This is a genomic window from Pseudomonas sp. LS1212 (assembly GCF_024741815.1).
In the GTDB taxonomy this organism is placed as follows: Bacteria; Pseudomonadota; Gammaproteobacteria; order Pseudomonadales; family Pseudomonadaceae; genus Aquipseudomonas.
The window spans coordinates 4,650,445-4,664,107 of sequence record NZ_CP102951.1; the positions used below are offsets into that span (position 1 = coordinate 4,650,445).

General features: G+C 61.8%; 11 protein-coding genes and 1 pseudogene. 3 read left to right on the top strand and 9 right to left on the bottom strand.

Annotated elements, in window-relative coordinates:
- Positions 1 to 10: 10 nt before the first annotated feature.
- From NVV94_RS21640 to NVV94_RS21675, 7 genes and pseudogenes are all read right to left on the bottom strand, one after another.
- Positions 11 to 166 (bottom strand): annotated as a pseudogene (locus NVV94_RS21640) (antibiotic biosynthesis monooxygenase); the annotation flags it as partial.
- A gap of 102 nt (positions 167 to 268) precedes the next feature.
- Complete coding sequence (locus NVV94_RS21650) at positions 269 to 1,324, bottom strand: ABC transporter ATP-binding protein (RefSeq protein ID WP_258444390.1); 1,056 nt, start codon at positions 1,322 to 1,324, stop codon at positions 269 to 271.
- Positions 1,325 to 1,343: 19 nt separating this feature from the next.
- Positions 1,344 to 2,201: an ABC transporter permease gene (locus tag NVV94_RS21655; protein WP_258444391.1), complete on the bottom strand. Its 858-nt coding sequence runs from the start codon at positions 2,199 to 2,201 to the stop codon at positions 1,344 to 1,346.
- Entirely contained in the window at positions 2,198 to 3,106 is a 909-nt protein-coding gene (locus NVV94_RS21660; RefSeq protein WP_258444392.1) for an ABC transporter permease, read from the bottom strand. Before NVV94_RS21660 ends, NVV94_RS21655 begins: the two co-directional genes overlap by 4 nt.
- 81 nt (positions 3,107 to 3,187) lie before the next feature.
- Positions 3,188 to 4,291, bottom strand: a complete 1,104-nt coding sequence (locus NVV94_RS21665; protein WP_258444393.1) for an extracellular solute-binding protein — start codon at positions 4,289 to 4,291, stop codon at positions 3,188 to 3,190.
- A gap of 205 nt (positions 4,292 to 4,496) precedes the next feature.
- Positions 4,497 to 5,948, bottom strand: a complete 1,452-nt coding sequence (locus tag NVV94_RS21670) for an aldehyde dehydrogenase family protein (protein WP_258444394.1) — start codon at positions 5,946 to 5,948, stop codon at positions 4,497 to 4,499.
- Positions 5,942 to 7,582 (bottom strand): 5-guanidino-2-oxopentanoate decarboxylase, encoded by a 1,641-nt coding sequence (locus NVV94_RS21675; RefSeq protein ID WP_258444395.1) that lies wholly within the window; start codon positions 7,580 to 7,582, stop codon positions 5,942 to 5,944. Before NVV94_RS21675 ends, NVV94_RS21670 begins: the two co-directional genes overlap by 7 nt.
- A 160-nt stretch (positions 7,583 to 7,742) precedes the next feature.
- Between NVV94_RS21675 and NVV94_RS21680 the strand changes: the two genes are divergently transcribed.
- Positions 7,743 to 8,630 (top strand): LysR substrate-binding domain-containing protein, encoded by an 888-nt coding sequence (locus tag NVV94_RS21680; protein ID WP_258444396.1) that lies wholly within the window; start codon positions 7,743 to 7,745, stop codon positions 8,628 to 8,630.
- 398 nt (positions 8,631 to 9,028) lie between these two features.
- Entirely contained in the window at positions 9,029 to 10,570 is a 1,542-nt protein-coding gene (locus NVV94_RS21685; RefSeq protein ID WP_408733428.1) for an MDR family MFS transporter, read from the top strand.
- Between the two features lie 7 nt (positions 10,571 to 10,577).
- Here the strand turns inward: NVV94_RS21685 and NVV94_RS21690 are convergent, their stop codons facing one another.
- Together NVV94_RS21690 and NVV94_RS21695 are read right to left on the bottom strand one after the other, a co-directional pair.
- Positions 10,578 to 11,462: a DMT family transporter gene (locus tag NVV94_RS21690; protein WP_258444398.1), complete on the bottom strand. Its 885-nt coding sequence runs from the start codon at positions 11,460 to 11,462 to the stop codon at positions 10,578 to 10,580.
- 140 nt (positions 11,463 to 11,602) lie between these two features.
- Positions 11,603 to 12,235: a TetR family transcriptional regulator gene (locus NVV94_RS21695; RefSeq protein WP_258444399.1), complete on the bottom strand. Its 633-nt coding sequence runs from the start codon at positions 12,233 to 12,235 to the stop codon at positions 11,603 to 11,605.
- A gap of 250 nt (positions 12,236 to 12,485) precedes the next feature.
- Between NVV94_RS21695 and NVV94_RS21700 the strand changes: the two genes are divergently transcribed.
- Positions 12,486 to 13,661, top strand: a complete 1,176-nt coding sequence (locus NVV94_RS21700) for an efflux RND transporter periplasmic adaptor subunit (RefSeq protein ID WP_258444400.1) — start codon at positions 12,486 to 12,488, stop codon at positions 13,659 to 13,661.
- Positions 13,662 to 13,663: the final 2 nt, after the last annotated feature.

Consider the following 13,663-nt stretch of genomic DNA (forward strand, 5'->3'; position numbering starts at 1 on the left):
GGCCGCCATTCTAACGTGACGAACGCTCGCCCGAGACATCGCTGAAGGTATGCAGGTCCAACTCCTGGACCAGTTCGCTGAAGACCTGCATGGCAGGCGAGCCGAAATAGGCGGTCATGGCGCCTTCATCGGTCCAAAAACCACTGACCAGCCAGAGATCGTCATCGCGAAAGCCCGTCGCAGTTCAGCCGCGAGTACAGTCGTTTGTATGGCGCGCCGCCGCTGCGCGATTTGGCGCGATCGAGCGCGGCAGCGGTCGCAAAACGCATCAAGCCGTCAGAACACGACACGCCTCAGGCGCGATGGTGACCGAGACCGGGTGCCCAACGCTCAACCCGATATCCTGGCAAGGCGTGCTCAACGCCGTCAGCGAGACCCCGGAACAATCAATGGTGGTTTCGATGGTCGCGCCGATATCGCGTACGAAGGTCACTGTGCCCAGCAGACGATTACCCGCTGAAGCCTGCGCCGAGGACAGTTGCAGGTCCTCCGGGCGAACCAGCATCTTGATCCTGGAACCTGCCTGAATGCTGCTGCAGATCGGCACCTCGAGCGCATCGCCGCCCGGCAGGCTGACCCGGCCATTGCCCAGGGCCGTGGCCGGGAAGATATTCCCGGTACCGATGAAATCGGCGACGAATTCGTTGGCCGGGTTGCGATAGATCTCGATCGGTGTCCCGACCTGCTGCACCCGATGATTGCCCAGCACCACGACGATGTCGGCCATGGTCATGGCTTCACGCTGATCATGGGTGACCAGAATGGTGGTGATGTTGAGTCGCTGCTGCAGCTGGCGTATTTCCACCTGCATGGATTCGCGCAACTTGGCATCGAGCGCCGACAGCGGCTCATCGAGCAGCAGGATTTTCGGGTGCGAAGCGATCGCCCGGGCAATCGCCACCCGTTGACGCTGGCCACCGGAAAGCTTGGCGACCGGACGATCGACCATCTGCTGCAACTGGATCATCTGCAGCAACTCAGTGACCCGCGCCTTCTGATCCGCCTTGCTGACGCCGCGCAGCTTCAATGGATAGGCGATGTTCTCGCCCACCGTCATATGTGGAAACAACGCCAGCGACTGGAAGACCATGCCGAAGTTGCGCTCGTGCGCCGGGGTGTTGCCAATGTCTTCGCCATCCAGGCGGATCTCGCCGTCGCTGAGGGTTTCCAGCCCCGCGATCATGCGCAGCAAGGTGGTCTTGCCGCAGCCCGATGGGCCGAGAAAGCACACCAGCTTGCCCTCTGGCAGGTGCAGGTTGACGTCCGTTACCGCGCAGGCCGAGCCATAGTGTTTCTCGACGTTTTCCAGAATAAGTCCGGTCATTTTACTTAGCCTCACAAAATCAGAACGAAACGCCACCTTCGCCAACCAGCTTCTCCAACGCCCAGATCAGGACGAAGTCGATCAGCACGATCAGCACGGCGAACGAGAACACAGTCGGGTCCAGCGATGAAACGGTGCGGCTGTACATCCAGATCGGCACGGTCATCACATCGATGGTGTAGAGGAAATAGGTCACGGTGAACTCGTTGAACGAGACGATGAACGCCAACAGCATCCCGGCCAGAATCCCGGATTTCATCAACGGCACAACCACATCAACAATGGCCCGCAGCGGTGATGCGCCGAGCATCTGCGCAGCCTCTTCGACTTCGGTGCCGATGGACATCATCGCCGCCGTGCAGTTTTTGACCACGAAAGGCAGCGCCAGAATGACGTGGGCAATCACCAGCCGCGAGGTGGTCATATGGAAGGGCAAGCTGTCGAATACCAGCAGCAGCGCCAGGCCCAGCACCACCATCGGGAACACCAGTGGCAACGACATCAGTTGCAGCGCCATGGCCTTGCCGCGAAATTCACAGCGGGTCAGCGCGTACGCCGCGGGCACGGCGATCAGTGTCGCCAATACCATGGTCAGGCAGGACACCAGCAGGCTGGTGCTCATCGCCTGGCCCAGGCTCGAGACGTCACTGCTGTCCGGTGATACGAAGGTTTTCCAGGCCGCTTCGTACCACTGCAGGCTGTAGCTGCTTGGCGGAAAGTCCAGGTTCGAGGCGCCACTGAACGACATGACGATCATCGTCAGGATCGGCAGCACCGCCAACAGCAGGATGAACCCTGAAAGGATGCCGGCGAAACGACCGGTATCACCGGGCAGGGTCGGCTGGAAACGGAACAGGCTTTTCGATCGGCTGCTCATTGCGAAGCCTCCAGCATGCGGCGGCGACGGCCAGTGATGTATTCGGAGAAGGTCATGATCAGCAGGGTGGTGACGATCAGCACCACGCCGGCAGCCGAGGCCGCGGGCCAGTTCATCAGCGGTGCGATCTGGTCATGGACCATCACCGCCAGCATCGGCACGCGCCGGCCACCGAGCAGCAATGGCACGACGAAGCTGCTGGCGTTATAGGCGAACACCAGGGTCGCGCCGGTAATGATTCCCGGCAGACTCATTGGCAGCACGACCTGACGGAACACCTGCAAGCGGCTGGCGCCCAGGGTCGCGGCGGCCTCCTCGAAGCTGCGCGATACGCCACGCATGGCGCTGGCAATCGGCAATACCGCCAGCGGGAACGCGGTCTGGACCAGGCCCATCAAAACACCGTTCTGGTTGTACAGCATCATCACTGGCCGCTTGATCAGGCCGAGCCCCATCAGCGCCTGATTGAGCATCCCGGCCGGGCCGAGAATCACCAGCCAGCCGTAGCTTTGCAGCAGCAGGTTGACCAGCAGCGGCAACAGCACGGCGGCGAGGAATACCCGCCGCAGCAGCGGCGATTGCAAACGCGACATGGTGTAAGCCACCGGAATGGCCAACAGCACGGCGATCACTGCGCTGATCAAGGCCAGACGCAGGGTCAGCAGCAAGGATTTCAGGTAATAGGGTTCGAGCAGCTGCGCATAGCTGGCCAGGCTGAACCCGGTCCATTCCGCGCCCTTGGTACCGACGCTCATGCGCAGTACCAGCAAGCTGGCTGCGATCAGCACGGCGAGAAACAACATCGACGGCGAGAGGAAAAACCAGGCGCGCGCCGTCGGCGAAATCGCCCGGGCCGGGCGCACGGGCGCCTCGCCGACCGAGCGGGTCAGATTGGGATGCTGCATATCGGTTATCTCGGTAAAACTGAAGATCCCAGCCCTGTACAACACCATTTGGCAGTGCACAGGGCTCCATGGCCGCCTACATCAGGAAGAGAAGATTTCTGTGTAGCGGCGAATCCACTGATCGTGGACGCTCGCCAGGAAGGCGTTGTCGTGCATGATCGCCTTGTCGGCAATCTGCTCGGGCGTGAGGATGTAAGGGCTCTTGCGCGCTTCGGCGGAGATGATCGCCTTGGCGTTGACCGGGCCGTTGAAAATGTCTTCGGCCATCTTGCCCTGCACCAGTGGGTCGAGGGAGTGGTCGATGAAGGCATAGGTCAGGTCGGTGTCGCCCGGGCGATTTTTCGGCATGACCGAGAGCATCAGGTCGGTGTAGAAACCTTCCTTCATGCCGAAGGTCGCGCCCAGGCCGTAATTCGGGTCACGGATCTGTTTCGGGAAGAAGGCCGGTGCGTACAGGCCACCCATATCCAGCGAGCCGGTGCGGAACAGCTCGGCAATCTGGTTGGGGTTTTCGCCCAGGGTCATGACCCGATCCTTGAGCTCTTCGAGCTTTTTGAAGCCAGGCTCGATGTTGTGTTCGTCACCACCGGCCAGCTTGGCGGCGATGATGATCAGGTCCATGGCCTCGGTCCAGTTCGGTGGCGGCAGGAACAGGTTGCTGGCCAGGTCCTGATCCCACAGTGCGGCGTAGCTGGTCGGCACTTCTTTGACGGTGCGGGTGCTGTAGATCAGGCTGTTGCACCAGAGCAGATAGCCGATGCCATGGCCATTGGCGCCGGTCCGGTATTTCTCCGGCACGTCGACCAGGTTGGGAATGCGGTTGAGGTCGGGCTTTTCCAGCAGGCCGGCACTGGCCAGGCCTTCTGCGCCGACGCCAGCCAGGGTGATGATGTCGTATTGTGGGCGATCGCCCCCGGCCTTCAGCTTGGCGACCATCTCCGAGGTGCTGCCGGTACGGTCGGCGATGACCTTGGCGCCGGTCTTGGCTTCGAAGGTCGCGGCGATATTGCGCAGTGCAGCCAGCCCCGTGTCATCGGACCAGGTCAGCAGGCGCAGGGTTTTGCCCTGGAATTTGGTGTCGCTGGCCTTGGCGTGGATGAAAGGCATGGACATGGAAGCTGCGACAACCGAAGCCACGCCCACGGTTTTGATGAACTGCCTTCTGTTCAGATCATGCTGGCCCATTACGGACTCCTGTTTATTTTTGTAAGTATTTGGATCGCATCACTGCCCCAGGGCTTGATGCAGGCTCCGAATCCAGCGGCTTGTGCTGCTCGGTGCATGCATCCTGAGGCGGGTGGTAAAGCGCAACAATCGAAAGTTTGTCATCGAAGCCATGCGCCAAACGCATGCCTCGTTGTGAGGCATGCGTGACCCATTGCAGCTCGTCCTAGACAGCTCGGATAACGTGTTTGATTTCCTGGAAAGCCTGCAGGCCCCACGGGCCCAGCTCGCGGCCGATGCTGCTCTGCTTGTAGCCGCCCCAGGCCGCCTGCGGGAAAATCACCTGCGGCGCGTTGATCCACACCAGCCCCGCCTGGAGCGCATTGGCGACGCGCTCAGCGTTCGCCACGTCGCCGCCGACCACGCTGGCCACCAGGCCGAACTCGCTGTCGTTGGCCCGCGCGATCGCTTCGGCTTCGCTGCCGAAACGGCGTACGCAAAGCACCGGGCCAAAGATCTCCTCACACCACAGTGCACTGTCCAGGGGCACGTCGGTGAAGACCGCAGGCCGTAAAAAATATCCGTGTGGCGTGTTCTCGGGGCGCTGACCGCCGCATACCAGGCGCGCACCAGCGTTCAGGCCGCGATCGATATGCCCCAGCACCCGCTGATATTGAGCCTGGTTGACCAGCGCCCCCATCTCGGTGCCGTCGGCGAATGGATCGCCGACCTTGATCGATTCGGCGCGGGCCTTGAGTCGCTCGAGGAAGGATTCGAACAGCGCGTCGGCGACCAGGACCCGGCTGGTCGCCGAACACATCTGCCCGGCATTGAAGAATCCGCCACCGCTGGCCAGCTCCACGGCCAGATCGAGGTCGGCGTCTTCAAGCACCAGCAAGGAGGACTTGCCGCCCAGTTCCAGGCTCACGCCCTTCACGGTTTCCGCGGCGCGCTGCATGACCTGGACACCGACCGCATTGCTGCCGGTAAAGGAAATCCTGGCGATCCGAGGGTCCGCTGCCAGCGGCGCGCCAACGGCCAGGCCTGTGCCGCAGACCAGGTTGAACACGCCCTTGGGCAGGCCGCATTGCGCGATGATTGCCGCCAGTTCCAACTCGGGCAGGGGTGTTACTTCCGACGGCTTGAGCACCACGCAGCAGCCGGCGGCCAGTGCGGGTGCAAGTTTCCAGGCGGTGGTGACCATGGGGAAGTTCCATGGCACGATCAAACCGACCACACCACAGGGTTCGCGGCGCAAGCGAGCGGTAAAGTCTTCACTGGGCAGGGCTACGGGGCTGTCCTGTTTGGCATCCAACGCTTCAGCCAGCTCGGCGTAGTAAGCAAAGGTGGCGATGACGTCATCGACATCGATCGCCGCCTCGAAAAGCGGCTTGCCGTTGTTGCTCGATTGCAGCTCGATCAACCGCTCGCGGCGTGCCTGGACGCCGCTGGCAATGGCTCGCAAGTAGCCCGCGCGCTCTGCGCCAGTGGTTGCCGACCAACCGGCAAACGCCTGTTGCGCGGCAGCCACGGCCTGGCCCACCACTTCATGATCGGCACCGGCGACCAGCGCCAGGGGCTGTTCGGTGCTCGGATTGACCACGTTCAACGGCTGGTTGCCCTGCAACCAGGTACCGTCGATATAGATGCCGGGCAGGACCTGGGGGAGATTCAGCATGCCGACACCCCTTTCATCCAGGTGGCCTGGTCAATTTCGATCAAGGTCGGCAGAGTCCGGTCGCAGGCCTGGCGCAAGGCCGCCCGCAGCGCTTCGACACCGTCCACCGCCTCGGCCGCGCAACCCAGTGCCTTGGCCACACCGATAAAGTCCGGGGTGTAGATATCCACGCCTACCGGCTCGATGGCGCGGTTGACCATGTACTTCTTGATTTCTTCGTAGCCCTGGTTGTTCCACAGCAGGACGATGACCGGAATCTTCGCCTCCACCGCACTGGCCAGTTCCGGCAAGGTGAACTGCAGGCCGCCGTCACCGATCAGGCAGACCACCGGGCCACGCTCCTTGCGCTCCGGGCTGCGCCCCAGCCAGGCGCCAATGGCGGCAGGCAAGGCGTAACCAAGGGTGCCGTAACCGGTCGAGGCGTTGAACCAACGACGTGGGTGCTCAAGCTCCAGGGTCACGTTGCCGGTGTAGACTGGTTGGGTCGAGTCGCCGACCAGCACCGCTTCGGGCAATTCCTGCAGGATGGTTTGCAGGAAAACCGTCTGGCCACGCATGTTCTCGTCGAAGGTTGCCTGCACTTTCTTGCGCAAGGCCGCTGCCCGCGTAGCGCCCCAGTCGGCACGGCGTGCCGGCAGCGTCAGGCCGGCCAGGGCAGTGAGCAGCGCCTCGGTGGCGACTTCGGCGTCGGCCACCAGGGCGACTTTCGGCGGGTAGTTGCGCACGGTCTGGTCCGGGTCGATATCGATGCGCAGCAAGGTGCCGGGAATTTCGAAGCCACCGGCGAAGGTCACGTCATAGTCGGTCTCGCCCAGCTCGGTACCGATCGCCAGCACCACGTCGGCTTCGCGGACCAGTTTGCGGGTTGCCACCAGCGATTGTGTCGAGCCGATCAGCAAGGGGTGCGCCGACGGCAGCATGCCCTTGGCATTGATGGTCAGGGCGACCGGCGCCTGCAGTTGCTCGGCCAGGCGGGTCAAAGCGGCGGCGGCATCGATCGAGCCGCCACCGGCCAGGATCAATGGACGCTGTGCGCCGGCGAGCAGGCTGGCCATCTGGGCGACAGCGGCCGGTGCTGCACCGGCACGGGCCACGTTGACCGGCTCGCTGGCGAGCAGGTGATCGGCCTGTTCAACCAGCACATCCAGCGGGATTTCAATGTGCACCGGGCGTGGACGCGCGCCCTGGAATACGGCAAATGCCCGTGCCAGCACCACCGGCAGGTCATCGGCGCTCATCAGGGTGTGGGAGAACGCCGCGACACCGGCCACCAGGGCGCCCTGGGCCGGCAGCTCGTGGAGCTTGCCGCGTCCGCCGCCCAATTGGTTGCGCGACTGCACGCTGGAGATCACCAGCATCGGGATCGAGTCGGCATAGGCCTGGCCCATGGCTGTGGTGATGTTGGTCATGCCTGGGCCGGTGATGATGAAGCACACGCCGGGCTTGCCACTGGTGCGTGCATAACCGTCAGCCATGAACCCGGCGCCTTGCTCGTGGCGTGGCGTGACATGCTCGATCGTCGAACGGGCAAGCCCGCGATACAGCTCGACGGTATGCACGCCAGGAATGCCAAACACTTGGTCGACACCATAACGCTCGAGGAGTTTTACCAGTACTTCGCCGCAAGTAGCCATGTTCAATTGCCTGTCTTTTATGCTGGAACTGCAGGTTCTCCCGCCGGCTGTACGGGCCGGAGAACATTACAGATGAGGCTTGATTGAACCCCCAGACGGCTACACCCACAATGCAAAAATTGTCATACTAGCCATGTCCTGAAGTCATGCGTGAGCCGCCATGAAGCGTTTGCCCCCCTTGCCTGCCCTGCACACCTTTCTTGTCACCGCCCAGTGCTGCAACTTCACCAGGGCGGCGCAGCAACTACATATCACCCAAGGAGCGGTGAGCCGACAGATCGCCGGCCTGGAGGATCATCTGGGTTATGCGTTGTTCGTGCGCCAGGCACGCGGCTTGAGCTTGACGCCCCAGGGGCGCGATCTGTTTCCGCGTATCCAGCAGGTGTTCACGCTGATCGACGAGGCCGTCGAGCAAGTGGGCGCCAAGCGCGAGGCGCTGCAACTCAAGGCGCCAACCTGTGTGATGCGCTGGTTGCTGCCACGATTGATGCAATGGCAGGCACAGCGTCCGGATGTACCGGTGGAGCTGACCACTACCGTGCAACACAGCGTGGATTTCCGACGAGAGGAGTTTGATGCCGCGGTGGTGTATGGCCCGCCACCCAATCACGGGGTGACCTTCCAGCACTTGTTCGACGAGCAACTGACGCCGGTCTGCTCACCACAATTGCTCTCGGGTCCCGTGCCCCTGCAGAACCTCGCCGATCTGGACCGACACATGCTCCTGCACCCCACCCGCGATCAACGCGACTGGGAAACCTGGCTGAAGGTCGCTGGCGTGTCGCTGGCCAATATCAGCAAGGGTCAGCATTTCGAAACGCTGGACCTGGCCATGTCGGTGGCCTCTCAGGGGACAGGCGTGGCGATCGGTGACTGGGCGTTGATTGCCGAGGATTTGGCGAACAGGCGACTGGTGATGCCGTTCGAATTGAAGGTGCCGACAGGGCAGGCCTACTACCTGGTGCAGCCGCAACGCGCAGTGCCGTCACCGGAACTGCGCGAGCTGATCGATTGGTTGTGCGCCCAGGCCGCCGACCGGCAGGCCTGACGCTGTCTATGTATCCTCGTTGCTCCTCGTTCCCACGCGTGGGAATGCCTGGGGCGACGCTCTGCGTCGCGCTCACAAGGCTCGACCACTCGATGATCAACCCTGGCAACACGACCGGCCCGCAATTATCGCCTATGCTTTAAACACGGTCTCATCCAGCTTGCTGGAGGTCAGCACTATGTTCCTTAAAACAAGAAAGTGTGCCGTCATCTGTGCCATTTCAGCGGTCATCGGCCTTTACGCCGCAGCGGCTTACCGGGCCGAACAGGCGCGCAACACACCTCACCAGCACGCCACATGCGGCCTGGCCCATTGCCCGCCGCAAACGGCGACGCTCAACGCGCTCAGGTGAGTGTGCCGGCTTGAATAGAACTCTTAGCTAGCTATCAAGTACACTGATGGGCACCAACCAATGCCCATCAGGCCTGCCCGTGACCGATCTGAGCCAAACCAAACCCGCTGTACGCAGCGTGCTGATTGCCCTGATGCTGGCAATCTTCCTCGGTGCACTGGACCAGACCATCGTCGCCGTGTCGATGCCGGCCATTTCGGCCCAGTTCCAGGATGTCGGCCTGCTGGCCTGGGTGATCTCCGGCTACATGGTGGCCATGACCGTGGCCGTTCCGATCTACGGCAAACTCGGCGACCTCTATGGTCGCCGTTGGATGATGCTGTTCGGCATGGGGCTGTTCACCCTGGCGTCGGCCTTCTGTGCGATGGCGCAGACCATGGAGCAACTGGTGCTGGCGCGGATCATCCAGGGTATCGGTGCCGGCGGCATGATCTCGGTAAGCCAGGCGATCATTGGCGACATCATCCCGCCGCGCGAGCGCGGCCGTTATCAAGGCTACTTCAGTGGCATGTATGCGCTGGCCAGTGTCGCCGGCCCGGTACTGGGCGGCTACCTGACCGAGTACCTGTCCTGGCGCTGGGTATTCTGGATCAACCTGCCGCTGGGGCTGGCCTCCTGGTGGATCGCAAGGCACAGCCTGCGCGGCCTGCCCATCCCCCAGCGCAAACCGATGATCGACTATTTCGGCACCGTGCTGCTGATTCTCGGCTTGAGTGCCCTGTTGCTGGGTATCACCGAGATCGGCCAGGGTCGCCCTTGGCATGCCCCCGAGGTGTCGGTGCTGCTGTTGACCGCGCTGATCACCTTGACCCTGTTCGCCTGGTATGAGCAACGCGTGCCGGAGCCGCTGCTACCCATGCAATTGTTTGCCAACCGCACCGCCACGTTGTGCTGGTGCACGGTATTTTTCACCAGCTTCCAGGCCATTTCCCTGAGCGTGATCATGCCCCTGCGCTACCAGAGCATCACCGGTGAAGGTTCGGACAGTGCCGCATTGCACCTGTTGCCGCTGGCGATGGGGCTGCCGATCGGCGCTTATTTCGCCGGGAGGCTGACATCGCTGACGGGCCGGTTCAAGCCGCAGATTCTGGCGGGCGCCCTGCTGATGCCGTTTTTCATCGTTGGCATGGCCTTCAGCCCGCCCCAGTCGATGCTGCTCAGCAGCCTGTTCATGTTGCTGACGGGGATCGCCTCGGGCGTGCAGTTCCCGACTTCGCTGGTCGGCACGCAAAATGCGGTCGAGCAAAAAGACATCGGCGTCGCCACCAGCACCACCAACCTGTTTCGCTCGCTGGGGGGTGCCATGGGTGTGGCCTGCATGTCGGCCCTGTTGCTGACGATGCTGCAGGATTCAAGCCTGGCGCACATGAGCGTGGCCAGCCTGAGCGGTGAAGGTGCCTCGGGCAACGCATTGCTCCAGGGGCTCGACGCTGCCACGGGCGAGGTGCAACTGGCCCTGCGCAGCGAGCTGACGATCACCTTCCGTCACCTGCTGCTGGGAAGCGCCGCCATCTCGCTGCTCGGCCTCTGCGCCGCGCTGGCGCTGCCCAACAAGATCCTGCGCGGACGCGAGGACAAGGCCACTTGAGTCAGTGTCAGCGGCGCCGCTGGCCCCAGGCCACCGCCAGGCCGCTCAGGCAGATCACTGCGATCCCGAGAATGCCGTAAACATCTGGGGTGTGATCGAAAATCAGGTAGCCGAACATCAAGGCGAACAGAATCTGGCCATAACTGAACGGGGCCAGCATGGCCGGCGCGGCATGGCGAAAGGCCTGGGTCAGCAGCATGTGCCCCAGCATGCCGCAGGTGCCCAGCCCTACCATGAACAGGGCATGCCCCCATGTCGGGGTCGTCCAGAAAAACGGCAACAACGCCGTCATGATCAGGCTGTTGAGGATACCGGTGAGAAAGTTGCTGGTGGTCGGGCTGTCGACGCCACTGAGTTTGCGCGTGAGCAATTGATAAAAGCCGAAACACAGCGCCGAACACAGCGGCAGAAGAATCGCCGGAGTAAACAGGGCGCCCCCGGGGCGCACGACGATCAACACGCCGACAAACCCCGCCAGCACGGCCAGCCATTGATTGCGGGTAACCCGTTCGCCGAGCAAGGGCACCGACAACGCCGTCACCAGCAAGGGGGCGAGGAAGTTGACCGCCGTTGCCTCGGCCAACGGGATGTAGCGCAGCCCTGTGGTGAAGAACAGGCTGGTGCCGATCAGGCACAGCGCGCGGGCCAATTGCAGCCCCGGTCGGCGCGTGCGGATCACTGCACTGAGGCCGGTCTGTGGCACGAACACCACCAGCATCAGCAGGGTATGCACGACATAACGGGCCCAGACCACCATGACGATGGGGTAGAACGCCGAGAGGTATTTGGACAAGGCGTCATGACTGGAAAACAGCAAAACCGCCAGACAGATCAACGCGATGCCCATGATCGGTTGCTCGGTCTTTTTCAGCAGGGGGTTGCGCACCGTCATGCACACACTCGCAAGGAAGGCGTTGAAAAATAATTAGCAAACTAACTATCAAGGCAAACCATAGCAGCGGATACTCACAAAATCGGCTGCGGCACCGATTCTGACCCGATGGTCACCTCGACACAACTGGACTTAAACACTCATTTGCGCAAGGCGGGGCTCAGGCGCAGCATATCCAGCCCGGCATCGACCCAGCTTTCTGCCTGCTCATGCAAGGAAAAACTGTCCGGAACCAGCAGCCACTGCGCCAGCATGCCGTCAATAAAAGCATGCAGGGTAATCGCCGCGCGAACGGTGTCCAGGTTCTCGGGCAACTGCCCCCGGTTCACTGCGTTGTTCAAGGACAGCTCAATGCGCACATTGCACTCCAGCATTGCCGTTTGTCGCTGACGCCTCAGATCACACATTTCATCGGTGAATTCGCACTTATGAAACAGAATCTCGTTTACCCGTCGCACCTTCGGGTCCAGCTCCACCTGCTGAAGCAACTGAATCAGCAATGTGCGCATGCAACCCAGCGGGTCAAGCTCGTCCTGGTTCTCACTGGCCCGCGCCAAGGCATCCAGCGGCTCATGCAAACTGTCGAGCATGGCCTGGAACAGATCGGCCTTGTTGCTGAAGTGCCAATAGATGGCCCCACGCGTCACCCCCGCCATCGCGGCAATGTCGGCCAGGGTGGTTCGTGCCACGCCACGCTCATGGAAGGCCCTTTGCGCTGCCTCGAGAATCTGGTTTCGGGTTTCCTGGGCTTCCTCTTTGGTGCGACGAACCATGGCAGTACAACCTCAATCAGGATCACTCCAGTGGGCAGTTCTCCCCACTGAGTACAGGGCCGGGCGGCGTTTGTGGTGCCTTGTCCCGGGTCTGGAGTCTAGGCCTTGCCGTCATGAGCGCATGCAGCAAGGTATTTACAAACAACCATGAATGTAAGTATATTCGTTAGTAAGCTACTTATCCATTCGAATTTTTTTTACCATTTCCATTATTCTTGAGCGTCGTCCGCGCTTCTGACCGAGGATCTTCATGCAATTCAAGCCAGCTGTTACCGCTCTGGTTTCCGCCGTCGCCCTGGCTGCTCTGCTCAGCGGCTGTAAAAAGGAAGAAGCGGCAACTGTCGCGCACACTCCTCAGGTCGGCGTCGTAACCCTCCAAACCCAGGCCTATACCCTGACCTCGGACCTGCCAGGCCGGACCACGCCCTACCGCATCGCGGAAGTGCGCCCGCAGGTCAATGGCATCATCCTCAAGCGTCTGTTTACCGAAGGCGGCGAGGTCAAGGCCGGTCAGCAGCTCTACCAGATCGACCCGGCGGTTTACGAGTCGACCCTGGCCAGTGCACAAGCCAGCCTGCAATCGACCAAGTCACTGTCCGAGCGCTATAAACAGCTGGTTGCCGAACAAGCTGTGAGCCGCCAGGAATACGACGACGCACAAGCCAAACGTTTGCAAGCTGAAGCGACCCTCAAGGCTGCACAGATCGACCTGCGCTACACCAAGGTCCTGGCACCGCTCAACGGTCGCATCGGCCGCTCGGCTGTCACCGAAGGCGCACTGGTCAATAACGGCCAGACCAACGCCATGGCGGTCATCCAGCAACTCGACCCCATCTATGTCGATGTGACTCAATCCTCGGCAGAACTGCTGAAACTGCGCCGCGAACTCGAAAGCGGCCAGCTGCAAAAGGTCGGCAGCAATGCAGCCAAGGTCAAACTGACCCTGGAAGACGGCAGCAGTTACCCGCACGAAGGCAAACTGGAGTTTTCCGAAGTGTCAGTGGACGAAACCACAGGTTCGGTCACGCTGCGGGCAATCTTCCCCAACCCTGATCACAACCTGCTGCCCGGCATGTTCGTTCACGCCCGCCTCCAGGCTGGCGTCAACAGCGCCGCGATCCTGGCCCCGCAACAAGGCGTGACCCGCGACCTCAAGGGTGCACCAACAGCCTTGGTGGTGAACCAGGAGAACAAGGTGGAGTTGCGTCAACTCAAGGCCAGCCGCACCGTCGGCAACCAGTGGCTGATCGAAGAAGGCCTGAACGCGGGCGATCGCCTGATCACCGAAGGGTTGCAGTTCGTCAAGCCTGGCGTCGAGGTCGTTGTTACCGAGGCGACCAACGTCAAACCGTCCAAGCCGGCTGCAACCACTGCCATGGCCCATGCTCCTGCGGCTGAAAAAGTCGCTGGCGGCAAAGGGGAGTAAAC

Coding starts and splice junctions, on each gene's coding strand:
- NVV94_RS21650 (WP_258444390.1), bottom strand. CDS start 1,324: ATGACCGGACTTATTCTGGAAAACGTCGAGAAACACTATGGCTCGGCC.
- NVV94_RS21655 (WP_258444391.1), bottom strand. CDS start 2,201: ATGAGCAGCCGATCGAAAAGCCTGTTCCGTTTCCAGCCGACCCTGCCC.
- NVV94_RS21660 (WP_258444392.1), bottom strand. CDS start 3,106: ATGCAGCATCCCAATCTGACCCGCTCGGTCGGCGAGGCGCCCGTGCGC.
- NVV94_RS21665 (WP_258444393.1), bottom strand. CDS start 4,291: ATGGGCCAGCATGATCTGAACAGAAGGCAGTTCATCAAAACCGTGGGC.
- NVV94_RS21670 (WP_258444394.1), bottom strand. CDS start 5,948: ATGCTGAATCTCCCCCAGGTCCTGCCCGGCATCTATATCGACGGTACC.
- NVV94_RS21675 (WP_258444395.1), bottom strand. CDS start 7,582: ATGGCTACTTGCGGCGAAGTACTGGTAAAACTCCTCGAGCGTTATGGT.
- NVV94_RS21680 (WP_258444396.1), top strand. CDS start 7,743: ATGAAGCGTTTGCCCCCCTTGCCTGCCCTGCACACCTTTCTTGTCACC.
- NVV94_RS21685 (WP_408733428.1), top strand. CDS start 9,029: ATGGGCACCAACCAATGCCCATCAGGCCTGCCCGTGACCGATCTGAGC.
- NVV94_RS21690 (WP_258444398.1), bottom strand. CDS start 11,462: ATGACGGTGCGCAACCCCCTGCTGAAAAAGACCGAGCAACCGATCATG.
- NVV94_RS21695 (WP_258444399.1), bottom strand. CDS start 12,235: ATGGTTCGTCGCACCAAAGAGGAAGCCCAGGAAACCCGAAACCAGATT.
- NVV94_RS21700 (WP_258444400.1), top strand. CDS start 12,486: ATGCAATTCAAGCCAGCTGTTACCGCTCTGGTTTCCGCCGTCGCCCTG.